The sequence below is a fragment of the Streptomyces deserti genome, assembly GCF_054782695.1.
In genome coordinates this window covers 111,705-134,666 of sequence record NZ_BAAGRZ010000008.1, presented here as the reverse complement: position 1 = coordinate 134,666, position 22,962 = coordinate 111,705, and the positions used below count along the sequence as shown (strand labels likewise).

The 22,962-nt window shown below is 71.3% G+C and carries 25 protein-coding genes and 1 pseudogene; 20 read left to right on the top strand and 6 right to left on the bottom strand.

From position 1 onward, the window contains the following. Positions 1–172: 172 nt before the first annotated feature. Positions 173–1,774, top strand: coding sequence for a PstS family phosphate ABC transporter substrate-binding protein (locus tag ACYVMZ_RS16790; protein WP_461080282.1), 1,602 nt, complete (start codon positions 173–175; stop codon positions 1,772–1,774). Between the two features lie 93 nt (positions 1,775–1,867). Here the strand turns inward: ACYVMZ_RS16790 and ACYVMZ_RS16785 are convergent, their stop codons facing one another. Further along, positions 1,868–2,617, bottom strand: coding sequence for an SLATT domain-containing protein (locus ACYVMZ_RS16785; RefSeq protein WP_461080280.1), 750 nt, complete (start codon positions 2,615–2,617; stop codon positions 1,868–1,870). 308 nt (positions 2,618–2,925) lie between these two features. Between ACYVMZ_RS16785 and ACYVMZ_RS16780 the strand changes: the two genes are divergently transcribed. The 10 genes and pseudogenes from ACYVMZ_RS16780 (at position 2,926) to ACYVMZ_RS16735 (ending at position 8,451) form a co-directional block, all read left to right on the top strand. After that, positions 2,926–3,267 carry a YbaB/EbfC family nucleoid-associated protein gene (locus ACYVMZ_RS16780; RefSeq protein ID WP_461080278.1) on the top strand — a complete coding sequence of 114 codons (342 nt, stop codon included), beginning with the start codon at positions 2,926–2,928 and terminating at the stop codon, positions 3,265–3,267. A 59-nt stretch (positions 3,268–3,326) separates the two neighbouring features. Beyond that, positions 3,327–3,926 carry a recombination mediator RecR gene (gene recR / locus ACYVMZ_RS16775; protein WP_461080276.1) on the top strand — a complete coding sequence of 200 codons (600 nt, stop codon included), beginning with the start codon at positions 3,327–3,329 and terminating at the stop codon, positions 3,924–3,926. Continuing rightward, the gene (locus ACYVMZ_RS16770; protein WP_461080274.1) at positions 3,919–4,578 is read left to right on the top strand and encodes a DUF5063 domain-containing protein; all 660 of its coding nucleotides are present in this window, start codon (positions 3,919–3,921) and stop codon (positions 4,576–4,578) included. Before recR ends, ACYVMZ_RS16770 begins: the two co-directional genes overlap by 8 nt. A 94-nt stretch (positions 4,579–4,672) precedes the next feature. Continuing rightward, positions 4,673–5,069 (top strand): annotated as a pseudogene (locus ACYVMZ_RS16765) (type II toxin-antitoxin system RelE/ParE family toxin). Further along, on the top strand, positions 5,066–5,398 hold the full coding sequence (locus tag ACYVMZ_RS16760) for a helix-turn-helix domain-containing protein (protein ID WP_461080272.1): 333 nt from the start codon (positions 5,066–5,068) through the stop codon (positions 5,396–5,398). The pseudogene ACYVMZ_RS16765 and the gene ACYVMZ_RS16760 overlap by 4 nt, the downstream one beginning before the upstream one ends. 18 nt (positions 5,399–5,416) lie before the next feature. Continuing rightward, on the top strand, positions 5,417–5,668 hold the full coding sequence (locus ACYVMZ_RS16755) for a Scr1 family TA system antitoxin-like transcriptional regulator (RefSeq protein ID WP_461080554.1): 252 nt from the start codon (positions 5,417–5,419) through the stop codon (positions 5,666–5,668). Then, positions 5,661–5,861, top strand: a complete 201-nt coding sequence (locus ACYVMZ_RS16750; protein WP_461080270.1) for a DUF397 domain-containing protein — start codon at positions 5,661–5,663, stop codon at positions 5,859–5,861. Before ACYVMZ_RS16755 ends, ACYVMZ_RS16750 begins: the two co-directional genes overlap by 8 nt. A 252-nt stretch (positions 5,862–6,113) precedes the next feature. Then, positions 6,114–7,109 carry a hypothetical protein gene (locus ACYVMZ_RS16745; RefSeq protein WP_461080268.1) on the top strand — a complete coding sequence of 332 codons (996 nt, stop codon included), beginning with the start codon at positions 6,114–6,116 and terminating at the stop codon, positions 7,107–7,109. 50 nt (positions 7,110–7,159) lie between these two features. Further along, positions 7,160–7,738 carry a Uma2 family endonuclease gene (locus tag ACYVMZ_RS16740; protein ID WP_461080266.1) on the top strand — a complete coding sequence of 193 codons (579 nt, stop codon included), beginning with the start codon at positions 7,160–7,162 and terminating at the stop codon, positions 7,736–7,738. A 173-nt stretch (positions 7,739–7,911) separates the two neighbouring features. Continuing rightward, a complete protein-coding gene (locus ACYVMZ_RS16735; RefSeq protein WP_461080264.1) occupies positions 7,912–8,451 on the top strand; it encodes an SgcJ/EcaC family oxidoreductase in 540 nt (179 codons plus the stop codon). A 12-nt stretch (positions 8,452–8,463) separates the two neighbouring features. Here ACYVMZ_RS16735 and ACYVMZ_RS16730 read toward each other — a convergent pair whose 3' ends face one another. Together ACYVMZ_RS16730 and ACYVMZ_RS16725 are read right to left on the bottom strand one after the other, a co-directional pair. Further along, positions 8,464–9,825: a HAMP domain-containing sensor histidine kinase gene (locus ACYVMZ_RS16730; protein ID WP_461080262.1), complete on the bottom strand. Its 1,362-nt coding sequence runs from the start codon at positions 9,823–9,825 to the stop codon at positions 8,464–8,466. Further along, positions 9,822–10,523, bottom strand: a complete 702-nt coding sequence (locus tag ACYVMZ_RS16725; RefSeq protein WP_461080260.1) for a response regulator transcription factor — start codon at positions 10,521–10,523, stop codon at positions 9,822–9,824. Before ACYVMZ_RS16725 ends, ACYVMZ_RS16730 begins: the two co-directional genes overlap by 4 nt. A 259-nt stretch (positions 10,524–10,782) precedes the next feature. Here ACYVMZ_RS16725 and ACYVMZ_RS16720 point away from each other — a divergent pair, with 259 nt between their 5' ends. From ACYVMZ_RS16720 to ACYVMZ_RS16705, 4 genes are all read left to right on the top strand, one after another. After that, entirely contained in the window at positions 10,783–12,060 is a 1,278-nt protein-coding gene (locus ACYVMZ_RS16720; protein ID WP_461080258.1) for an aspartate kinase, read from the top strand. Further along, complete coding sequence (locus tag ACYVMZ_RS16715) at positions 12,060–13,130, top strand: aspartate-semialdehyde dehydrogenase (protein ID WP_461080256.1); 1,071 nt, start codon at positions 12,060–12,062, stop codon at positions 13,128–13,130. Before ACYVMZ_RS16720 ends, ACYVMZ_RS16715 begins: the two co-directional genes overlap by 1 nt. Before the next feature lie 404 nt (positions 13,131–13,534). After that, positions 13,535–14,218 carry a SigE family RNA polymerase sigma factor gene (locus tag ACYVMZ_RS16710; RefSeq protein ID WP_461080254.1) on the top strand — a complete coding sequence of 228 codons (684 nt, stop codon included), beginning with the start codon at positions 13,535–13,537 and terminating at the stop codon, positions 14,216–14,218. A 146-nt stretch (positions 14,219–14,364) separates the two neighbouring features. Then, the gene (locus ACYVMZ_RS16705) at positions 14,365–15,417 is read left to right on the top strand and encodes a hypothetical protein (RefSeq protein ID WP_461080252.1); all 1,053 of its coding nucleotides are present in this window, start codon (positions 14,365–14,367) and stop codon (positions 15,415–15,417) included. Between the two features lie 89 nt (positions 15,418–15,506). Here ACYVMZ_RS16705 and ACYVMZ_RS16700 read toward each other — a convergent pair whose 3' ends face one another. Beyond that, positions 15,507–16,304, bottom strand: coding sequence for an SURF1 family protein (locus ACYVMZ_RS16700; RefSeq protein ID WP_461080250.1), 798 nt, complete (start codon positions 16,302–16,304; stop codon positions 15,507–15,509). 190 nt (positions 16,305–16,494) lie between these two features. On the opposite strand from ACYVMZ_RS16700, the gene ACYVMZ_RS16695 reads away from it, so the two are divergent. From ACYVMZ_RS16695 to ACYVMZ_RS16675, 5 genes are all read left to right on the top strand, one after another. Then, positions 16,495–18,375 (top strand): S9 family peptidase, encoded by a 1,881-nt coding sequence (locus tag ACYVMZ_RS16695; protein ID WP_461080248.1) that lies wholly within the window; start codon positions 16,495–16,497, stop codon positions 18,373–18,375. 439 nt (positions 18,376–18,814) lie between these two features. After that, positions 18,815–19,831: a permease gene (locus tag ACYVMZ_RS16690; protein ID WP_461080246.1), complete on the top strand. Its 1,017-nt coding sequence runs from the start codon at positions 18,815–18,817 to the stop codon at positions 19,829–19,831. Beyond that, complete coding sequence (locus ACYVMZ_RS16685) at positions 19,828–20,535, top strand: TIGR03943 family putative permease subunit (RefSeq protein ID WP_461080244.1); 708 nt, start codon at positions 19,828–19,830, stop codon at positions 20,533–20,535. The genes ACYVMZ_RS16690 and ACYVMZ_RS16685 overlap by 4 nt, the downstream gene beginning before the upstream one ends. A 114-nt stretch (positions 20,536–20,649) precedes the next feature. Beyond that, positions 20,650–21,129 (top strand): hypothetical protein, encoded by a 480-nt coding sequence (locus ACYVMZ_RS16680; RefSeq protein ID WP_461080242.1) that lies wholly within the window; start codon positions 20,650–20,652, stop codon positions 21,127–21,129. 120 nt (positions 21,130–21,249) lie between these two features. After that, positions 21,250–21,438: a ferredoxin gene (locus tag ACYVMZ_RS16675; RefSeq protein ID WP_461080240.1), complete on the top strand. Its 189-nt coding sequence runs from the start codon at positions 21,250–21,252 to the stop codon at positions 21,436–21,438. On the opposite strand, the gene ACYVMZ_RS16670 is transcribed toward ACYVMZ_RS16675, so the two are convergent. After that, on the bottom strand, positions 21,428–22,210 hold the full coding sequence (locus ACYVMZ_RS16670) for a glycosyltransferase family 2 protein (RefSeq protein WP_461080238.1): 783 nt from the start codon (positions 22,208–22,210) through the stop codon (positions 21,428–21,430). The genes ACYVMZ_RS16675 and ACYVMZ_RS16670 overlap by 11 nt on opposite strands. An 8-nt stretch (positions 22,211–22,218) precedes the next feature. Then, positions 22,219–22,866 carry a UTRA domain-containing protein gene (locus ACYVMZ_RS16665; RefSeq protein ID WP_461080236.1) on the bottom strand — a complete coding sequence of 216 codons (648 nt, stop codon included), beginning with the start codon at positions 22,864–22,866 and terminating at the stop codon, positions 22,219–22,221. Positions 22,867–22,962 lie beyond the last annotated feature (96 nt).

Genomic DNA, 22,962 nt, shown 5'->3' with positions numbered 1-22,962 from the left:
GAGTGACACGGGGGAGGGACAGGGCGGAGGGACCGGGGGTGTGGCCAAGTCCCCCTCTCTCAGGCGGCCGTTGAACGTCGGGCGAACTTCCGCCGACGAGTCCGGAATGCGCTCTCGCACGGCCGTACGGTGTTCACCCGGTCGAACTCTGGGCAGTCGCGGGGGCACCACAGTGGAGTGGTTGAGCGCGGAGAACCTCGTCGCCGTGGGTACGGCGATCCTCGGCATCGTCGCCTCGGGCGTCATGGTCTGGTACGAGCGCCGGGTGCCGCGCCGCAAGCGGATCGGCTACCGCGTGCAGATGGACAACCCGATCGGCGACGACGTGCGCTCGGGCCGGGCCAACGTACGGCTCGGTCTCTTCGACGAGGCCCCGGTGATGGCCGACGCGACCCTCGTCCTGCTGCGCGTCGAGAACGACGGCTCGCTGGGCATCGGCCGTGACGACTACACGGGCCCCGAACCGCACGGCCTGACCGCGGTGTTCACCGACCGCGTCATCCGCGGCGTCTCCGTCACCCAGCCCTCGCACACCGACCACCTCATGGACCACTTCACGGCGGCCCGCGGCTTCGGCTACGACGGCAACACCCTGCGCATCCCGCGCGTCCCGCTCAACCGAGGCGACCACTTCAAGCTGCTGGTGCTGCTGTCCGGCGGCGACGTGGGCCGCGACATCCGGCTGACCGGCGGCCTCCGCGACGGCGAGGTGCGCCCCAACCGGGGCGTGACCGCGGACGACAAACCACCGCTGTTCAGCTTTCCCGCCCGGGTGTTCACCGCCCTGCTCACCGTCTCCGTCATGGTGCTCGCGGGCATCATCCTGCTGCGCGACGACACCCGGCCGCCGATCGGCTGCGAGCAGGGCGAGTTGACGGTGGTCGGCTCGACCGCCTTCGCCCCGGTGGTCGAGACGCTGGCCCGGGAGTACGAGAAGGACTGCGAGGGCGCCGACATCACGATCGAGGCACGCGGCAGCGAGGCCGGCGTCAAGGAACTGCACGACACGGGCACCCGGTCGCCCGACGAGGCCCGCTCCATGATCGCCTTCTCGGACGGCCCCATGGGCGACCGCCTGGGCATGAAGCAGTGGCGCGAACCGATCGCGCTGTCCGTGTTCACCCTCGTCGTCAACGAGCGGATCGACCTCGGCCCCAAGGGCCTGACCAGGGCCGAACTCAACGCCCTCTACGACGGCACGATCACCCGCTGGAGCCGGCTGAAAGGCAGAGGGCTGGACGATCTGCCCGTCGTCCTCGTCAGCCGGGACGCCTACTCGGGCACCCGGCAGATCCTCCAGAACAAGCTCCTGGACAAGAAGTGGGAGATGGCCCCCACGACGTCCCTGGACTGCCGCCCGCCCGGCGGCACGACCACCGACACCCCCGTCACACGCTGCGAACTCGGCTCCACCGAGGACGTCCTGAAGAAGGTCGCCGAGCAGCCGGGCGCCATCGGCTACAGCGAGCTCAACCTCGCCGAGGAGAGCGAACGCGCGTTCGCCAAGGACCCGCGGGACAAGCGGGGCCTGCGGCTGGTGACGATCAACGGGCAGGCCGGCGACGTGGACCGCATCGAACAGGACGGCAGCGCGTACCCCTACCGCGGCGTCGAGTACGCCTACACCTACGGCGGCACCCGGCTCGGCTCCCTCGCCGACAGCTTCCTCGCCTACCTCGACGAGGGCACGAGCCGAGGCGCGATCCGCAGACACGGCCATCTGCCGTGCGCGGAACGGGAGGACCTGTGCAGGGAGCCCGTGGCGCGGGAGTGACCCTTGCCGCAGCCTGACGTGTCCAGGGCCTGGCTGCGGCGCGGCCCCAGCACCAACGCCGAGCACCAGTGAACCCCGTAGAACCGGGCAACCTCACCGCGGCTCGGGCGGCCGCTGCCGAGGCATGTTCGGCCGGGCGGGACCTGGCGGCATGGGAAACCGCCCGTTCACAGCACCCGCATCCTGCCGCCCCACCCCGTGCGCGACCGCCGACTGGATCCCCAACGGAGCCCCACCCGTCCGGAACTCCACCATCCAGTCGGCCGTCTCCACCCGCACCAGTTCCGTCACGTCCTCCGAGAACCGCCGCAACACCCCAAGACACCGCTCGGCAGCCTCCGCCGCGGTCCCCTCCGTCGGCCCGAGAACCTCCCGCACACTCTCCGACGCCCAGTCGAACTGCAACGCCTGCAACCGCCGCTGCACGGCCTGCGCGGTCGCCACGTCCCTTATCCACCCGGACGTCACTCCGAAGAACCGGTCCCCGGCCACACACGCCACCCCCATCAGCAGCGCGAGATACCCCCAGGGCGCGACCCCGCCGACGACCCCCGTCAGATCCAGCAGCGGCAGCGCGGCCCCGGCCACGGCCCCCAAGGCCGCTCCACACCGCAGCGCCCGCGCCCCCCGCCGCTTCCACACCCGATCGGCGAGGTACCAGGCCGCCGTGTCCAGCGCCCCGCGCTCCACCCACCGGTACAGCTCGTCCAGCCGGGCCGCCGGCTCACCCCAGTCCCCGAGCGGGAAGGCCCGCCCGGTCAGATCGCCCGGCCGCAGCCCGGCCGCCCCCTCGCCCCGCCTGTCCTGAGGCGGCCCCTCGGGCTGCATCTCCGGCTGACCCACCCGGCACTCCCTACTGACGACTGACCCGACCGACTCCGCTGATCACGCCGACCTCGCACGATCACGCTGCGTGACATCCGATGGCCCTGCTGATGCTGATGCTGACGCGCCGGACCCTTCCTACCGCCCAATGGGTGGCGAAGGGGAAGGTTTCGCCACTTTTCCGCCCGGAAGTAGGTCTTGATCAGGTATAGGGCGCGACTCGGACTCACTCGAAAGAGTGCTGGGGCGACGGCTGCCTGGACCACGTAGGCTCGTGCCAGGCGGGAAAACCTCGCCCGGACAGCCGTACGACACAGGAGCTGATCGTGATCCCCGGTGGTGGCCAGCCCAACATGCAGCAGCTGCTCCAGCAGGCCCAGAAGATGCAGCAGGACCTGCAGCGGGCGCAGGAGGAACTGGCGCAGACGGAGGTCGACGGACAGGCGGGCGGCGGCCTGGTGAAGGCCACCGTCACCGGCGCCGGCGAGCTGCGGGCGCTGAAGATCGACCCGAAGGCGGTGGACCCTGAGGACACCGAGACCCTCGCCGACCTGATCGTGGCGGCCGTGCAGGCGGCCAACGAGAACGCGCAGAACCTCCAGCAGCAGAAGCTCGGCCCGCTCGCCCAGGGCCTCGGCGGCGGCGGCTTCCCCGGCTTGCCTTTCTAAGACGGGTGGCGGGCCTCTACCGTACGTACTGAAGGAACCCCAGGAAGGACGGCAGTCCGTTGTATGAAGGCGTGGTCCAGGACCTGATCGACGAGCTGGGGCGGCTGCCCGGCGTCGGTCCCAAGAGCGCCCAGCGGATCGCCTTCCACATCCTGCAGGCGGAACCGACGGACGTACGGCGGCTCGCGCAGGCCCTGATGGAGGTCAAGGCCAAGGTCCGCTTCTGCGCGGCCTGCGGCAACGTCGCGCAGGAGGAGCACTGCTCCATCTGCCGCGACCCCCGCCGTGACCCGGCGATCATCTGCGTGGTCGAGGAGCCGAAGGACGTCGTGGCGATCGAACGCACCCGGGAGTTCCGGGGCCGCTACCACGTCCTCGGCGGCGCGATCAGCCCGATCGACGGAGTCGGCCCGGACGACCTGCGTATACGAGAACTTCTCGCGCGGTTGGCCGACGGGACGGTCACGGAGCTCATCCTGGCCACGGACCCGAATCTCGAAGGCGAGGCGACAGCGACGTACCTCGCCCGCATGATCAAGCCCATGGGCCTGAAGGTCACCCGCCTGGCCAGCGGCCTCCCGGTGGGTGGCGACCTGGAATACGCGGACGAGGTCACACTCGGCCGCGCCTTCGAGGGGAGACGACTCCTAGATGTCTGACGCCACGCTGCACGCGACGCACCAGAACCCGGACGACTTCGCGGTCCAGATCGCGGACCAGATCGAGAGTTTCCTGGTCGCCGTCACGGAGGTCGCGAAGGGCGACGAGCCGGACTCGGCGGTCCCCTTCCTCCTGCTGGAGGTCTCCCAACTCCTCCTGGCCGGCGGCCGCCTGGGCGCCCACGAGGACATCGTCCCCGACGAGCGCTACGAGCCCGACCCGGGCCCGGAACCGGACGTCGACGACCTCCGCGAGAACCTGGCCCGCCTCCTGGACCCGATCGACGTCTACTCGGAGGTCTTCGACCCGTACGAGCCCCGCAAGGCCCCGGTCCCGGCCCGCATCTCCGACGACCTCGCCGACGTCATCACCAACCTCCGCCACGGCATGGTCCACTACCGCGCCGGCCGCACGACAGAGGCCCTGTGGTGGTGGCAGTTCTCGTACTTCTCCAACTGGGGCTCCACGGCGTCCGCGACCCTGCGCGCCCTCCAGTCGGTGGTGGCCCACGTCCGCCTCAACCAGCCCCTCGAAGAACTCGACGGCCTGGACACCGACCAGGGCATGGGCGACGACACCCTGGAGATCGAGGCGGGCAGGGTCATGGCCCAGGAGATCGCGCGGCCCCTGGGCCTGCGCCCGGCGAACTGACCAGGACTTTCGCGAGGCGTACGGGATGAGCCGGTTCACTCGTTGAGCTGGGGTTATAAGGTTTCCCTTTTGCGAGGCCGAGTCGTATGCTCGGATGCGGAGCATGAACTGGGAGATCAACCTCCACGCCTCGGTGGAGTCGTGGCTGCTCAAGCTCGCGGAGGAGGATCCGATGTCAGCGGACCTCGTCGAAGCGGCGATCGACATGCTGGCGGAGAGCGGACCCGCGCCGGGGCGCCCCGCTCGTCGACCGGATCACCGGCGGCCGTAGCCACAACCTCAAGGAGCTACGACCGGGCAGTTCGAGGCGTACGGAGATCCGGATTCTGTTCGTCTTCGATCCCAAGCGGGAGGCGATCCTGTTGGTTGCCGGGGACAAGTCCGGTCGTTGGCAGGACTGGTATCGAGAGTCGATCCCTCTCGCCGAGGCCCGCTATGACGAGTACCTGGCCGCCGCAGACAAGGCAGGAATGGACGGGGAGTCCCGATGAGCCAGTACAGCAGCTGGTCCGCGGTCAAGCGCCGGGTCCGGGAGCACCAGCCCCAGGTGTCCGACGCCGAGTGGGAGTCCCGCAAGCAGGCGGCGCGTACCGCGACGGAGGCGTATGTGGTCGGTCACCATCTACGCGAGATCCGTGAGGAGCAGGGTCTGACGCAGGCCCAGGTGGCCGCGTCGGCAGGGATCTCGCAGGCCCGGGTCTCCCAGATCGAGCGTGGAGAGATCCACAACCTCGAGACCATGCGCACCTACGCGGAGGCGCTCGGCGCCAGGATCACGGTGACCATCGAGTACGGAGATCGGACGGCCGGCGCAGCCTGACGAGCGCCTTGGACGCCGATCAGGGCTGGGCAAGGCGGCCTTTCGGAACAACTGCGCCACCTGCTGGAGGTGGGGCAGTTGCGGAACGTCGTGTTGCAAGTGCTCCCCTTCGAGCGGGCCATCCCCGCCGCGCTCATGGGCCCCATGGTGCTGCTGGAGACCCGTGACCGCGAGCGTTTCGCCTTCATGGAGGGGCAGTTCGCCAGCGAGCTTTCGGCCGATCCGGGGGTTGTCAGCCGAGTCGAGCGGATGGTGGACAGCCGTGAGTGACCAGCTGAAGTGGTTCAAGTCGAGCTACAGCGACGACGAGGGCGGCGCCTGCGTCGAGGTCGCCCTCGCCGCCCCCCGCACCACCGTCCACGTCCGCGACTCCAAGGTCCCCGCAGGGCCCCGGCTCCACCTCACTGCGTCCGCCTGGACGGCCTTTCTCGCCGAAGTTTCCGCAGGTCGGCCCGGAGCTTGAGTCCCGGGGCCCGAGCTTCGGGCTTCGAGCCTCTCCCATGGGTTTCTGGTTTTTTGGGATGGTTGAAAACCAACCCAACCAACCCTGTCTGTACGTGAGTTGAGGCGGCGTACTCCGAATGAGTGACGTTCCGTGATCGGCTTGCGTCGGAACGTAAAGCCGCTCTAGGTTCGCGGCAAAAGATCGGCCCCGGTCGGTGCGCCAACACCGGCTCCGGGGCCTGGACCTACGGATCGAAGAAGAGGTTCGATCGTGGCTTGCTCCTACCCTAGCCCCGCCCTGCCGTCCCCGTCCCACCCGATGGCCAAAACGGGCTACGGCAAACGCTTCGCGGGTGACGAAGACCCGCACGCGGACCCGGACTTCGCACATCTGAGCCCTCGTGACCGCGAGATCGCCGTCTTCGTGGACCACCTCGAAGAGGGCCACGCGATGGGCTACAAGGCGATCGCGGCCGAGCATCCCCGCTACGGCCAGCAGGCCGTGCGCACCTCGATGGGCCGCATCACCCTCGCCGGCCACCTGCGCTGGATCAAGGAGCACATCACCGTCGAGGACAACTCGATGCGGTGGGTGACGCGCACGTACTGGTCGCGTACGCGCAGGTCTGCGGAGTGGTGGGAGGAGTTCGCGCGGGAGCGGCACGGCAGGGACGTGACCGAGGACCACATGCCGGGCCTGGCCCGTGCTGAGCAGGCCGAGGAACCCGCACCCGAGCCCGATGAGCCCGAGCCGGACGACCGGCACAGCACCGCCTACCTGACCCTTGCCGAGGTCCGTGGCGCAGACCCCCGCATGCCCCTGTCCGACAGCGACTGCCGTTCCCTCGAACCCCTCGTCGCCGAGTGGCTGTCCCGTGGCGCGACCCCCGGCGACATCACCAGGGCTCTGACCGACGGGCTCCCGTCGGCCGTGGCCAACCCGGGCGGATTCGCCCGCAACCGATTGGAGAACAAGATGCCCCCGAAGAAGGCCAAGGTCCGGCAGAAGGCCGCACGCCGTGCCCAGGTGACCCGCGTGGTCATGGCCTGCGGACTGTGCGACGCGGACGAGCGGACGGCCCAGATTGTGGGCGGACTGTGCCGTGAGTGCTTGGCGGAGATCGAGGCGGAAGGACCGGTCCACGCGTACGTGCCGGAGACGTTCCTGCCCGGCCCGCGCGACGGCGGCGGCCTGCCCGGCGCGGACGAGGTCATCGACGTGACGGAGAAGGTCAACGCACTCCGCCGTGCGGCGGGGCTGCTGTGAGCGTGCAGGACGTGCCGGTCAGGGCACCATGGAGTCGAGGAGGCGACGCCATGACCCCCAGGACCGAGCACCGGCCGCAGATGACCGTCGAGGAGTTCGAGGAACTGGAACGCCATGCCCCGGAGACCGTGCGGCTGGAGTTCATCAACGGGAAGGTCGTGGTCAAGCCCGTGCCGGACGGCAACCACAGTGAGATCGTCGCCTGGCTTCAGAGGCAGTGTATGCAGCACCGCCCTGACCTGTGGCTGCACGGGGAGCGCGGGCTCAAGACGGAGCGTTACCGCAAGGGGCGAGCGCGGGCGGACGGAGTTCTGCTCCCCGCGGGCGCCTTGAAAGGACACGGTGAGTGGTCGGAGACCTCCCGGGCCTTGATGGCGGTGGAGGTCACTTCGTGGGACTCCGATGCTGCTCAGCGCGACCGCGTCGAGAAGCCTGACGGTTACGCGGCCGCGGGTGTCCCCGTCTACCTCCTCATCGACCGGGAGGACGGCACGGTGACCGTCTTCACCGATCCCGAGGACGGCCGTTACCGCCAGCAGGTGAACAGGCCCTTCGGCGACACCGTCCAGCTCCCCGACCCCGTGAACATCACCCTCGACACCGAGCCGCTGAAGGAGTTCGTCGACTGAGAGGGAAAGAGCGGAAAGTGAACGGAAGGCTACTTTCCGTGGTTTGCATCAGTCCTTGACGCGGGCTGTACGTCCATTGGACGGCCCCTAACCGCTGTCCCGCGAGTCTGGAGTCACTTCCTCCCCGGAGCAACCGGAGGAAGCAACTCCCCTCACTCGCACTGGAGACAGCGATGACCCGTCGTACCGCAGGCCCGTCCATAGGCAAGCGCGCCGCCCTCGTCACCGTCGCCGCCGCCGTCGCCGCCGGCACCTTCGCCGCCGGTGTCGGTGTCGCCGGGGCCGAGCCCACCGCCAAGGCGGAGAAGAGGTCGGCCACGATGGCGACCAAGGCGCAGGTCCTCGGGCTGTTCGACAACTGGAACGCCGCGCTGCAGACCGGTGACCCGCAGAAGGTGGCCGACCTGTACGCGAGCGACGCGGTGCTGCTGCCCACCGTCTCCAACCAGGTCCGCACCAACAGAGCAGAGATCGTCGACTACTTCGAGCACTTCCTGCAGAACAAGCCGTTCGGCACGAAGATCGACTCGCGCGTCAACGTCCTGGCCGAGGACACCGTCATCGACACCGGGGTATACGAGTTCGCGCTCACCGACCCCAAGACGGGCAACAAGAGCACCGTCAAGGCCCGCTACACCTACGCGTACGAGAAGCAGGCCAACGGCAAGTGGCTGATCGTCAACCACCACTCCTCGAAGATGCCGGAGAGCTGACCCTCAGCTCCGTCAGCCCGCCCGCAGGGTGATCGTCACGCACAACCCGCCCCCGGGCGCGTCCTTGAGGGTCACGGTCCCGCCGTCGTCGGTCACCAACTGCTTGACGACGGCGAGGCCGAGGCCGGAACCGGACTTCCCGGTCAGGCCCTGGCCGCGCCAGAAGCGGTCGAAGGCGCGGGACTTCTCGGCGTCCGACATGCCGGGGCCCTCGTCCAGGACGGAAATCGCCACCTTGCCACCCCTGGGTTCCACCCGGACCGTGATCGTCCCACCGTCCGGTGAGACCTCCAGGGCGTTGGAGAGCACGTTGTCCAGCACCTGATCCAGATGACCGGGGCTGGCCAGCACGAGCGGCCGGCCGTCGGCACTCCCCCCGAGCGCGATGGTGACTCCGCGCTCGTCGGCGGCCGGTCTCCACACCGCGAGCCGCTCCCGCACGATGTCCGTCAGCGGGAGCGGCTCCGCGACCGACACCTTGGCCTCGGCCCGGGCCAGCACGAGCAGGCCGCTGACCAGGCGGCTCATCCGGACCACCTCGGAGGTGGCCTGCTCCACGTCCTCGCGGACGAACTCGTCGTCCACGCCGTCCGCGATGTTGTCCAGGGACAGGCGCAACGCCGTCAGCGGGGTCCTCAGCTGGTGGGACGCGTCCGCCACGAAGATCCGCTGGGACGCGATGAGCGTGTCGAGGCGTTCGCCGGCCTGGTTGAGGGTGCGTGCCAGCGTCTGGGTCTCCGGCGGGCCGGTCACGGGGGAGCGGGCGGTCAGATCGCCCTCGCTGAACTTGCTCGCCACGTCGTTGAGCTGACGCAGCGGGCGCGTGATGCGGCGGGCCGCGACCACACCGAGCAGGGCGGCCACCCCGAGGACGAGCACGGCGAGGACCGCCCGGAAGCCCCAGATCTGCCACAGGCGGGAGGTCATCTCGCCGGTCGAGTACCGGATGCGTACGGCGCCGACGACGGGGCCCTTTTCGTTGTCGCCGGCCGCGGCCTGCTGGTGGGCGGGGACCGTGACGACCAGGTGGTCTCCCCAGATGAAGTCGGAGCCCCAGTCGACCGTGGGCTGCCCGCGCTGGAGGGCCCTGGCCAGTGCCGCGTCCCGCGCGGGGGGCGGCAGGGCCGGTGTGCAGTCCTGGACGGGGGTCACCTGGATCTGGTCCTCGTAGGCCCAGGCCATCTCCTCCAGGGCCCGGCAGGAGTCGGCGCGGCCGTTGCCCAGCAGCAGGGCCATGGCGTCGGCCTCGCGCAGGACGGCCGCCCTGGTGTCGCCCCGCAGCTGGTTGGTGAGGGTGAAGGCCACCGGCACGGTGAACAGGGCGATGGCGACCGCGACGAGCAGGACGTAGCTGCGGACGAGCTGGCGGATCATGACGGGTCGCCGCCGTCGGCGCGGACGATCTCCAGGCGGAAGCCGACACCGCGCACCGCCTCGATGGTGATCGCGCCCTTCAGCTTCCGGCGCAGCGCGGCCACGTGCACGTCCAGCGTCTTCGTCGGCCCGAACCAGTTCGCGTCCCAGACCGCTTCCATGATCTGCTCACGCGACATCAGCGCCCCGGGCTCCTCGGTGAGGAAGGCCAGCAGGTCGTACTCCTTGGGCGCGAGGTTCACCTCCTCGCCGTCCAGCCGTACCCGGGCCGCCTTGCGGTCGATGGTCAGGCGCGTGCCGTAGTGGTCGGGGCCGTTCTCCGGGGCGCCCGGCGCGGCCGTGCGCGGCTGCATGCGCCGCATCACCGCACGTATCCGGGCGATGACCTCCCGCACGCCGAACGGCTTGGAGACGTAGTCGTCGGCGCCGAGCTCCAGGCCGACCACCCGGTCCGTCTCCTCGCTGCGGGCGCTGATCACGATGATCGGCACGTCACTGCGCTCCCGCAGCGCCTTGCAGACGTCCAGCCCGTCGGTGTCGGGCAGACCCAGGTCCAGCAGGACGACCTCGTAGGGGCCGTCATGGGCGAGGGCCGCCTGGCCGGTGGTGACCCACTCGACCTCGAAGCCGTACCGCTTCAGGCCGCGACGGAGGGACTCGGCGACCGGTTCATCGTCTTCCACCAGAAGTACGCGCACAGCCGCACGATAGTGCTTGAATATTAATTCACACCTATCGCTGTTGTCTCGTTTTCGCAGGTCGCACCGGGGCCGCGGTTGTGATGCGGGGCACTTTTCGCGTGGCGTGCGCCCGCTTGGGCAGGAGACGTCTGGGCGAGCGGCCGGGAGATCTCACCATGCGATACCGCGGAAGGGTTTTTCGGACGCTCGTTAGACTGAGCCGACCGCAGTACATATGCGTACGGGCGGAAAGACACGGACTGAGCGAGGAGCGCACGTGGGCCTTGTCGTGCAGAAGTACGGAGGCTCCTCCGTAGCCGATGCCGAAGGCATCAAGCGCGTCGCCAAGCGGATCGTGGAAGCCAAGAAGAACGGCCACCAGGTGGTGGCGGTGGTTTCCGCGATGGGCGACACGACGGACGAGCTGATCGATCTCGCCGAGCAGGTTTCCCCGATGCCTGCCGGGCGCGAGCTCGACATGCTGCTGACCGCCGGAGAGCGGATCTCCATGGCCCTGCTGGCGATGGCGATCAAAAACCTGGGCCACTCGGCCCAGTCCTTCACCGGCAGCCAGGCAGGTGTCATCACCGACTCGGTCCACAACAAAGCCCGGATCATCGACGTCACGCCGGGCCGGATCCGGGACTCGCTGGACGAGGGCAACATCGCCATCGTCGCCGGATTCCAGGGCGTCAGCCAGGACACCAAGGACATCACCACCCTCGGCCGCGGCGGCTCGGACACGACGGCTGTCGCCCTCGCGGCGGCCCTCGACGCCGAGGTGTGCGAGATCTACACCGACGTCGACGGCGTGTTCACCGCCGACCCGCGTGTGGTGAAGAAGGCCCGGAAGATCGACTGGATCTCCTTCGAGGACATGCTGGAGCTGGCCTCGTCCGGGTCGAAGGTGCTGCTCCACCGGTGTGTGGAGTACGCCCGCCGGTACAACATCCCGATCCACGTCCGCTCCTCCTTCAGTGGGCTGCGGGGCACGTGGGTCAGCAGCGAGCCGATTCAGCAAGGGGACAAGCAGGTGGAGCAGGCCATCATCTCCGGTGTCGCGCACGACACCTCCGAGGCCAAGATCACGGTCGTCGGCGTGCCGGACAAGCCGGGCGAGGCAGCCTCGATCTTCCGCACGGTCGCCGACGCGGGGATCAACCTCGACATGATCGTGCAGAACGTGTCCGCCGCCTCCACGGGCCTGACGGACATCTCCTTCACGCTGCCGAAGACCGAGGGCCGCAAGGCCATCGACGCGCTGGAGAAGAACAAGGCGGGCATCGGCTTCGAGTCGCTGCGCTACGACGACCAGATCGGGAAGATCTCGCTGGTCGGCGCCGGGATGAAGACCAACCCGGGTGTCACCGCCGACTTCTTCACCGCGCTGTCCGACGCCGGCGTCAACATCGAGCTGATCTCGACCTCCGAGATCCGCATCTCGGTCGTCACCCGGGCCGACGACGTGCCCGAGGCCGTCCGCGCCGTCCACTCCGCCTTCGGCCTGGACTCCGACAGCGACGAGGCCGTCGTCTACGGAGGCACCGGACGCTGATGACCGGAGAGGCCGGGCGCACCGGCAGGCCGACGCTCGCGGTCGTGGGTGCGACCGGGGCCGTCGGCACGGTCATGCTCCAGATCCTGTCCCAGCGGGCGGACATCTGGGGCGAGATCCGGCTGATCGCCTCGCCGCGCTCGGCCGGCCGCAAGCTGGCCCTGCGCGGCGAGCAGGTCGAGGTGGTCGCGCTCACCGAGGAGGCCTTCGACGGGGTCGACGTCGCGATGTTCGACGTACCCGACGAGCTCGCCGCGCGGTGGGCGCCCGTCGCCGCCGCCAAGGGCGTGGTGGTGGTCGACAACTCCGGCACGTTCCGGATGGACGAGGACGTGCCGCTCGTCGTGCCCGAGGTCAACCCGCACGCCGTACGGATGCGGCCGCGCGGGATCATCGCCAACCCCAACTGCACGACACTGTCCATGATCGTGGCGCTGGGCGCGCTGCACGCCGAGTTCGGGCTGCGCGAGCTGGTCGTCTCCTCGTACCAGGCGGTGAGCGGGGCCGGGCGCGCCGGTGTGGAGACACTGCGCCAGCAGCTGTCCCTGGTCGCCGGTACGGAGCTGGGGACCAGCCCCGGAGACGTACGGCGGGCCGTCGGGGACAACACCGGGCCGTTCCCGGAGCCGGTCGCGCTGAACGTCGTACCGTGGGCCGGGTCGCCGCGCGAGGACGGCTGGTCGTCGGAGGAGATGAAGGTGCGGGACGAGTCCCGCAAGATCCTCGGCCTGCCCGCCCTGCCCGTGGCGGTGACCTGCGTACGGGTGCCGGTGGTCACCGCGCACGCGCTGACCGTGCACGCCCGCTTCGAGGACGAGGTCACCGTCGACAAGGCCCGCGAGATCCTCGCCACCGCGCCCGGTGTCGTCCTGTTCGACAACCCGGCGGCCGGAGAGTTCCCCACACCCGCCGACGTGGTCGGCACCGACCCGACGTGGGTCGGCCGGGTACGGCGCGCGCTGGACGACCCGACGGCGCTGGAGCTCTTCGTGTGCGGGGACAACCTGCGCAAGGGGGCCGCGCTCAACACCGCGCAGATCGCCGAACTGGTGGCGGCGGAGTTGTCGTGAGACGTCACGTGTGACGGAAAACTCCCGGCCGACGCAGTAAATGTTTGTAGGATGCACGACATGTGAGCGCGTCGATGGTCCGGACTACTTGTACCCGTTGTACCCGGCCCTTCGGCCTCAGAGGATTTCCTCCCCGCCCTCCGCAACCGCGCGGAGGGCGGGGAGCGTCTTTGCGAGCGCCCTTTGGGGCGTGGGAGCGCGTTCATGCGGCGTGGGGACGCCGCGAACCGGGCGTGGGGACGTCCGTTCACATCTGGACATAGGGGAAGAGCGGGACGCATGAGGGCATTTGATGCACCGTCGGTTGTGCTGCCTGACGCGGTCAGACCGTCGACGGCGACGGTCGGCGCGAACGTGACGCCCGGCACGTACAACCCTGACGGGGGGACGCGTGTCCAACAGGCGTGGCAGAGGTTCTCGACTTCACTGTGGCAGCGCGCGGCACGGCCCTACGGCCCCGCCCGGCGGCTCTTCGACCCCGCATGCCCGGTACGCCCGGTGGCATGCCGGTGATCGCGCCCGTGCCCGCAGCGCGGCCGGCCCGCATACCGAACCAGCGCGACGGCGCCGAGTGCGCCGACGACACCACGGCGGCCGGCACCACCGTCGACCACCTCACCGAGACCTACCGCGCGCACTACCGCTCGCTGCTGGGTCTCGCCGCGCTCCTCCTCGACGACACGGCCTCCTGCGAGGACGTCGTCCAGGAGGCCTTCATCCGTGTCCACTCGGCACGCAAACGCGTCCGTGACCCCGAGAAGACCCTGGCGTATCTGCGTCAGACGGTCGTCAACCTCTCGCGCTCGGCGCTGCGCCGCCGCATCCTCGGCCTGAAGCTGCTGTCCAAGCCCATGCCCGACATGGCCAGCGCCGAGGAAGGCGCCTACGACCAGCTGGAGCGCGACTCCCTCATCAAGGCGATGAAGGGCCTGCAGCGCCGCCAGCGCGAGGTGCTGGTCCTGCGCTACTTCGCGGACATGACCGAGGCGCAGGTCGCCGAGACGCTCGGCATATCGCTGGGCTCGGTCAAGGCGTACGGCTCGCGCGGGATCGCGGCGCTCAGGCTGGCCATGGGGGCGCCGGCATGAGCGACGGCAACGATGCGCGGCGCGACGGACGCGACCGCCACGAACCCTTCGAGTGGCACGAGCCGACGAAGCCGCCCGGGCGAGGGCCGGAGCGGCCGAGGCCGGACGGACAAGAGCCGAACCAATCGCACGCTGGGAACGGAACTGTGAACCACGGCCCCGACGACCAGGGCCCGAACGGGCTCGAATCGGACGAGCTGGACCTGCGCACGATGCTGCACCACGCGGTGCAGGAAGTGGAGCCGCGCGACGGCACCCTGGAGTATCTGCGGCGGGCGGTGCCCGCCCGACGGGCGCGCAAACGGCAGGCCGCCGTCGGCATGGCCGCCGCCGCCCTCTTCGTCGGCACGGCGATCCCCGCGCTCCTGCACGTCTCCGACGTCGGCGGTTCCGACGCCAACCCGTCCGCCGTCGGCCACGCCTCGCAGGCCCAGGGCGGCACCGGCCAGGGCAAGGACCCGGACGGCGGCGAGAGCACCTCCGGCGGCACCGCGGGCAAGCCCGAGGGCAAGGACAAGGACGAGAAGAAGGAGAACGACAAGGGCACGGGCACCGGGACCGCCGGCACAGGCACGTCCCAGGGCACCGGACCCTCGTCCAGCAGCACGGCCGGTGTGCCCGTGTGCACGGCCGCGCAGCTCGGCCCCGCGGTCGCCGGCAGCGCCGCCCCCGACTCCACGGGAGCGGTCTACGGCTCCTTCCGGGTCACCAACGTCTCCGCCGCCGGCTGTACGGTCACCGGCCCCGGCGGGGTGAGCGCGCTCCCGCAGGGCGCGGCCGACCCCGCGAAGGTCGGCTCGGCCCGGCATGTGGCCGGGGACGCGGCCGCCGGGCTGCCCGACCCGTCGCTGGAGTCCGCCCAGCTCGTGCTCGCGCCGGGCGCTGCGTACGAGGTGAAGTTCGCCTGGGTGCCCACCGAAACCTGCCCCACCACCGGCGGCACCACCGGGGGCGGCACGGGCGGCGGTGAGCCCACCCCCGACCCGACCCCCACCGCGGACCCGGGCACCACGACCGGCGGCACCACGACCGAGGGCGACTCGGGCACGGCCCCCCAGCTGGTCCGGGAGGACGGCACGGTCGACGGGAGCGTGGCGGTGACGTACACACCGGAGACGGGCGCGGGCTCGGCGACGGTCACGGTGTCCAACGCGTGTGCGGGAACCGTGTACTGGACGGGGCTGCTTCCGGGGGCCTGACGCGGAGTCCCCACGCGGAGTCCCGACGCGGAGTCCGACGCGGAGTCCCGACGCCGGGGCCCCGGCGAGCGGCCTGGACGGCCTCGGCCTCACACCCCGGACGGGCTGGGCTGCTGCCGGTCCTCCTCCTGAGGAGCCAATCCCAGCTCCGCGTCCCGCGCGAACTCGACCTCGCGCCGCAGCAACCGGAACCACATGAAGATCACGAATCCGACGAAGGCGAACCACTCGGCGGTGTAGCCCAGGTTCTGGAACGCCTTCAGGTCCAGCCCGGTGTTCTGCGGCGCGGTCGCCGGTACCGCCTTCATCCCCGAGTCGCCCTGGTTGAGCGTGACCCACGCGTCGTACACGTCGTACGGCACGAGGTTCACCAGCGACGCCGCGCTGATCGCCGCGGTCTGCCCGGCCGGCAGCCCGCCGCGCGCGGTGACGCCGTTCTCGCCCGGCGTCTCGGACGCCTGCAGGGCCCCGGTCACCGTGACCTGACCGGTCGGCGGCGCGGGCGCCTTCGCCGGGTCGGGCGTGCCGGGCAGCCAGCCCCGCACGACGGGCAGCGCCTTGCCGGAGCTGGTGCGCAGCAGCGTCAGGACGTAGTAGCCCTGCTTGCCGTCCAGCTCCCGGTCCGGCACGAGCAGCTGCTTGCCGTACCGGCCGGTCGCGGTGGTCTGCCTGCCGGACGTCGCCTTGTCCACGGGCAGCAGCTGAGCCAGCGGACGGGCCGCCTCCCCGCGGGCCGACGCGGCCTGCTCGCTCGCGCTGCGGTCCTCCTGCACCCGGTCCTCGAACCGGCCCAGCTGCCAGGACCCCATGAAGACGCAGAAGGGGATGGCGAGCAGCACGAAGACGTTGATCCCCCACCAGCGGGGCGTCAGCAGAAACCGGTACACGCCCTCCACGGTACGGTGCCGCGGCGGGGCGCCCGGCCGCGGGGTGGCCGTGTCTCGCGCCGGTCGGCAGGGCTGGGGGAGTACCGGATCTCGACTTCCTGACCTGCAGGAGTGGGGGGATCCGTGGAGGTTGTCCACAGGCTGAGGACCTCACCGGCGCATTGTCGGACGGGGCGGGCAGTATGGGGCCATGACTGAGCGCAACGGGTCCGACGCACGGGATCAGCGGGAGCAGCCGGACCGGCGGGACCAGGACGAGCAAGGTGGGCACATGGAGCAGGTCGAGGAGATGCCGGACTGGGAGAAGCGCTTCCGGGCGCCGAGAGTCTCCCTTCCGGACTGGGCGCAGGACGCACCCGACCGCTCTCTGTTCGTGTCGAACGCGACGGGGACGTACGAGCTGTACGCCTGGGACCGGTCGACGGGCGAGCAGCGCCAGGTGACGGACCGGCCGAACGGCACGACGGACGGCGTGCTCTCCCCGGACGGCCAGTGGATCTGGTGGTTCGACGACAAGGACGGCGACGAGTTCGGCGTGTGGCGCCGCCAGCCGTTCCAGGGCGGCGAGGACGAGCTCGCGGCACCCGGCCTGGACCCGTCGTACCCGGCGGGCCTGGCACTGGGCAGGGACGGGCGTACGGCGGTGGTGGGCCGCTCCACGGACGAGGACGGGACGACCATCCATCTGGTGCGGACCGGCGAGCCCCCGGTGGAGATCTACCGGCACCGCGAGTCGGCGGGCGTCGGCGACCTCTCCCACGACGGCTCACTGATCGCCATAGAGCACACCGAGCACGGCGACGCGATGCACTCCGCGCTGCGCGTCCTGCGCCCCGACGGCACGCCGGTCGCCGAGCTCGACGACACCAAGGGGGGCACGCGGGAGCTGGGCCTGGAGGTGCTGGGCTTCGCGCCGGTCGACGGGGACACGCGTCTGCTGATCGGCCACCAGCGGCGCGGCCGCTGGGAGCCGCTGGTCTGGGACGTGGCGTCCGGGGAGGAGACGGACCTGGCCCTGGAACTGCCCGGGGACGTGAGCGCCGAGTGGTGTCCGGACGGTTCGGGCCTGCTGATCGCGCACAGCTTCGAAGCGCGCAGTGAGCTGTTCCGGTACGACCTGGCGCGGCGGGAGCTGGTGAGCATCCCGACCCCGCCGGGCACGGTGTCCGGCGCGACGGCCCGCCCCGACGGCAGCGTGGAGTACCTGTGGTCGTCGGCCGCGGAGCCGTCGGCGGTGCGCTCGACGGCGGGCGGGGTCGTCCTGGATCCGCCGGGGATGAAGTCGCCGGGGTCGGTGCCGGTGGAGGACGTGTGGGTGGAGGGGCCCGGCGGGCGCATCCACGCGCTCGTCCAGAAGCCGGCGGGCGCGACCGGCCCGCTCCCGACGGTCTTCGACATCCACGGTGGGCCGACCTGGCACGACAGCGACTCGTTCGCGGCGGGCCCGGCGGCGTGGGTGGACCACGGGTACGCGGTGGTGCGGGTCAACTACCGCGGCTCGACGGGCTACGGCCGCGCCTGGACCGACGCGCTGAAGCACCGCGTCGGCCTCATCGAGCTGGAGGACATCGCGGCGGTCCGCGACTGGGCGATCACCTCGGGGCTGGCGGACCCCGACCGCCTGATCCTGACCGGCGGTTCCTGGGGCGGCTACCTCACGCTCCTCGGGCTCGGCACGCAGCCGGACGCGTGGACGCTGGGGATCGCGGCGGTTCCCGTGGCCGACTACGTCACGGCGTACCACGACGAGATGGAAGCGCTGAAGGCGATGGACCGCACGCTGCTCGGCGGCACCCCGGAGGAGGTCCCGGAACGCTTCGAGGCGTCGTCGCCGATCACGTACGTCGACCAGGTGAAGGCCCCGGTCTACATCTCGGCCGGCGTCAACGACCCGCGCTGCCCGATCCGCCAGATCGAGAACTACGTCAAACGGCTGGAGGCCCGGGGCGCGGTCCACGAGGTGTACCGCTATGACGCCGGGCACGGTTCGCTGGTCGTGGACGAGCGGATCAAGCAGGTGAGGCTGGAACTGGACTTCGCGGAGAGACACCTCAAGGGCGCGGCGGGCTGAGGCTGCGGGTGCGGGTGCGGGTGCGGGTGCGGGTGCGGGTGCGGGGGGCTGTGCCCGCCTGGCTGCGGGCGGTCGTGCCGCCGGGGCGACGGGGATCCCCCCTGCTCGAGCGGAGCCGAGAGCTCGGGGGGAGGCACCCCGCTGCGCTGGGTGGCGCACCCACCCCCGCCGGCAGCAGCGCCGGGCACCCTGCGACGCCGCGCACGACACCCGGCGTTCACGCCCCCGCCCGCTCCCGCCGCCGGCGCCCCATGTGCGTGGCCGGATCACCCGGCAGACTCTGATGCGGAACGCTCCCCACGAGGGAGGAGACTGCCGCACCGTGACGGCTGGTTCCAGAAGAGAGCACCGCCGCGTTGAACGGCCGTGCCGTTCCGGCCGTAGGGGAGGGGAGGGAACCCAGCGACCCCGCCCCGCGCACCACCGGAGGACCCCGCCCGTGGCCACCACCAAAGCACCCCCGCAGGGGACCGGCGAGCGCGGGGAGCCGCGGCGGGCGGAGGACGGCCGCCACCTCAACTCGCCCCTCCTGCTCACCCTGGTGCTGCTGACGGCGGTGATGCTGCAGGACCCGGTGCGCCGGGCGCTGTCCGCGCCGGTGATGCAGAGCTGGATGACGGTGTTCGTCGCCGTGCTGGTGCAGGCCCTGCCGTTCCTGGTGCTCGGAGTTCTGCTGTCGGCGGCGATCGCGGTGTTCGTACCGCCGTCCTTCTTCGCCCGCGCCCTGCCGAAGCGTCCGGTCCTGGCGGTGCCGGTCGCGGGGGCGGCGGGCGCGGTGCTGCCGGGCTGCGAGTGCGCGTCCGTGCCCGTGGCCGGGGCGCTGGTGCGCCGGGGCGTGACCCCGGCCGCGGCGCTGGCGTTCCTGCTGTCCGCGCCCGCGATCAACCCGATCGTGCTGACGGCGACGGCCGTCGCCTTCCCCCGCAACCCGGAGATGGTCCTCGCCCGCTTCGTCGCGAGCCTGCTGGTGGCGTGCGCGATGGGCTGGCTGTGGCACCGCCTGGGCCGCACCGACTGGCTGCGGCCACCGGCCCGGACGTCGTACGAAGGGCAGGGCAGGGGCGCGGCGTTCTGGGGCTCGGTCCGGCACGACGTGCTGCACGCGGGCGGGTTCCTGGTGGTCGGCGCGATGGCCGCTGCCACGCTCAAGGCGGTCGTGCCGGCCGACTGGCTGCGCGCGACCGCCGACCACCCGGTGCTGTCGGTCCTGGCCCTGGCGGTCCTCGCCGTCCTCCTGTCGATCTGCTCGGAGGCGGACGCGTTCGTGGCGGCGTCGCTCACCCAGTTCTCGCTGACGGCACGGCTGACCTTCCTGGTGGTGGGCCCCATGATCGACCTGAAACTCTTCGCCATGCAGGCGGGCACCTTCGGCCGCGCCTTCGCGCTGCGCTTCGCCCCGGCGACCTTCGCCCTGGCCGTCGTGGTGTCGGCCCTGACCGGGGCGGTGCTGCTGTGAACCGGCAGGCGCAGGCGGCCCTGCTGTTCCTGCTCGGGGCCACCGTGCTGCACGCGGGCCTGACCGACCTGTACCTGCGCTACGTCAAGGCGGGTCTGCGCCCGCTGCTCCTGCTGGCGGGCGCGGTGCTGATCGCGACGGCGCTGGCGACGGTGTGGTACGAGCGCCGTCGCCCGCCCGGCGGCGGCCACCACCACCACGAACCCCGCGTCTCCTGGCTCCTCGCCCTCCCCGTCTTCGCCCTCATCCTGGTCGCCCCACCGGCCCTCGGCTCCTACAGCGCGACCCACACGGGTACGGCCCTGCAGAAGCCGTTCGGTTTCCCCGACCTGCCCGCCACCGGCCCGCTCCGCCTCGGCGTGGCCGACTACGCGGGCCGCGCGGTCTACGACCACGGCCGCTCCCTGCGCGACCGCACCGTCAAGGTCACCGGCTTCGTCGCCCTGGACCGCTCCGGCGCCCCCTACCTGGTCCGCATGGCCCTCAACTGCTGTGCCGCCGACGCCCAGCCGGTCAAGATCGCCCTGACCGGCGCGATCCCGCCGGTCCTGCAACCGGACACCTGGCTGGAGGTCACCGGCACCTACACCCCCCGGCGGGCCACCGACCCGGTCAACAACGGCCCGATCCCCTACCTCCGGGTCACGGAGGCCAGGCCCGTCCCCACACCGCGTGATCCGTACGACGAGACCTGGAACAGCTGACGCACGGCACCGGGGTCAGCAACCACAGCGCCCCTCTGGAGATCTGACGGCCCGTCAGTTAAGGTCTGCGGTGCCGCGCCCATCTGCGGTGCCGCGTCCAAAGGGGTGAGTGCAGTGGAGACACGTCCGCAGAGCCCGCAGCCGCCCGGCGAACCACGCTGGGTCGCCATGGTCCGCCCACCGTCCTCGGACTCCTGGCGCGTGGCCGCCCAGTCGCCGCACCGCTCTGCCGTGCTGTACGCGCTCGGGGAGATGGCGCAGACGGTGCGGGCCCGCGGGGACGAGCTGACGGTCGCCCTCTGGGGTCCGCGGGACGGCGCCTGGCAGCGCTTCGACCCGGCCGCCGCCCCGGCGGCTCCCGCGACCCCGGCGGCACCCGACCGGCCGGCCGGCGGCACGGAGGAGCCGAGCAAGCTCGCGGAACGCATGCATGACCGACGCCACCAAGTACTCATGGCGGGTCTGAGCAAGGCGGGCCTGTACGACCTCGACCCGGACGACGTGGCGGCCGTCCGGACGCTCGTCGACCGGGTCGACGAGACCACCGTCCGCCAGATCGCCCACTGGCTCGCCGCCGCCGGCGGCGGCCGCTAGGCGTTTCGGCGGGCCGGTTCAACGGGTGGCTCTCAGGGCAGTGACGTCGTGAAGGTCTCTGGGTTCGCGTCGGCCGTCGACCGCGTCACGGGCCGGTGCTCGCTTGCGACGGGAGTGCACGTGAAGATCTCCGTGGACCGCGATCTGTGCTACGGCTCCGGCGACTGTGCCTACCGGGTGCCCTCCGTCTTCACCGTGGTGGACGGATTCGGGGCCGTCCTCCCGGGACACGAGGACGCCGGTGACGACCCGCAGGTGCGGGAGGCCGCGGAGAAGTGCCCGGCGCAGGCCATCACCCTCAGCGAGTAGACGACCCTCGGTCCCCGGCGGCCGGCCAGTGCCACGGGAAACCCGCCAACGCCCTCGCCCGCGCCGCGACGACCGCCATCCGCGCTTCCCGTTCCGCTGGGTCGACGTGCGGCGCCTGTCCCGTGACCTGCCCCTCCCACTTCCGGTACAGGAGCCCCACCTCCGCCGAGAACCAGCCGCGGCTCACCGCGTTCAGCGCGAGCAGCAGGCCCGTGTCCTCGGACGCCGGCAGCGCCATCCAGCCGCCGAGGGCGAGCAGCAGTTCGCGGCGGACGAAGAGGGTGGCCGGGTGGACCTGGGCGCGGTAGTCGTGCGCCGTCCAGAAGTCGAGGACCGCGCCGCGCTCGATCGGGCCGTGGTCGGGGTCGCCCGGGAACCCGGCCGTCGAGCCGTCGGGCAGCAGGTCCAGGACCCGGGAGGTCGCCCAGCCGAGGGCGGGGTCGGCTTCGAGGGCCGCCAGGTCACGGGCCAGGGCACCGGGCGTGAGCTGGTCGTCGGCGTCCAGGACCTTCACATACGTGCCGTCGGCGTGGGCCAGGGCGATCGTACGGGCCGTACCGGGGCCGCCGGGGCGGCCCTGACGGAAGGTCACCCGCGGGTCGTCGGGGACGTACGGGCGGACCTCGTCCGTCCGGCCGTCCTCCTGGATCAGCCACCGCCACTCCCAGCCCCGCGGCAGGTCCTGTGCGCGCAGGGACGTGTACGCCTCCGGCAGGAAGCCCGCCGACGGGGCGTGGACAGCGGTGACGACAGTGATGCGCCGACCCCTCACGGCGGCACTCACCACCTTTCCAGGACGGTGGTGAAGACCAGCTCCGTACGGTCCCCGGGCAGGGTGACCTCGCAGATGTCCACCACGCGGTTGTCGGTGTCGTACGCCGTCTTGCGCAGCAAGATCACCGGCGCCCCGGGCGGCAGATCCAGCTCGCTCGCCTCCCGGGGGGTCGGCGGGCGGGCCGTGACGCGTTCCTCGACGCGGTCCACCTCGATCCCCACCGTGCGGAGCTGGTGCTGCGTGCCGCCCGGCCAGGGTTCCTTCGCCTCGTCCAGGAGGTCGGGGTTCCCCGCGATCATGTCGCGGACGAGGTGGGACGTGACCAGGCCGAGCGCAGCGGTCTCCGTCGCGCGGCGCGTCCGGTAGGTGCGCTCCAGCAGGACGGTGCCCTCCGGGACGCCGAACGCGTCCGCGAGCGCCTTGGGGGCCCTGGTCTCGCGGTACTTCGCGTGGAAGACGAGGTCTTCGGAGTCGAGGCCGGTGTCGTGCTCGGTGGCTCCGGTCCCGGCCCGCTGCTCCAGCGGGCGGCGGGCGCGGTCCTTCTCCCACTGGTGCCGGCTGTTGTCACGGACCACCGGAGTGCGGGGGCGGCGCGGGCCCTCGCGGCGGGACCGGCGGATGTGGTCCGCGATCACCTCGTACGCCTTGGGCACGGGATCAGCGTACGACTCCTCAACAGGTCATCACGAGTTGGGGAAACCGGCCCCGGGCATGGAAGCGCCCGACCGCTGGCGACGGGGGAAGCACCA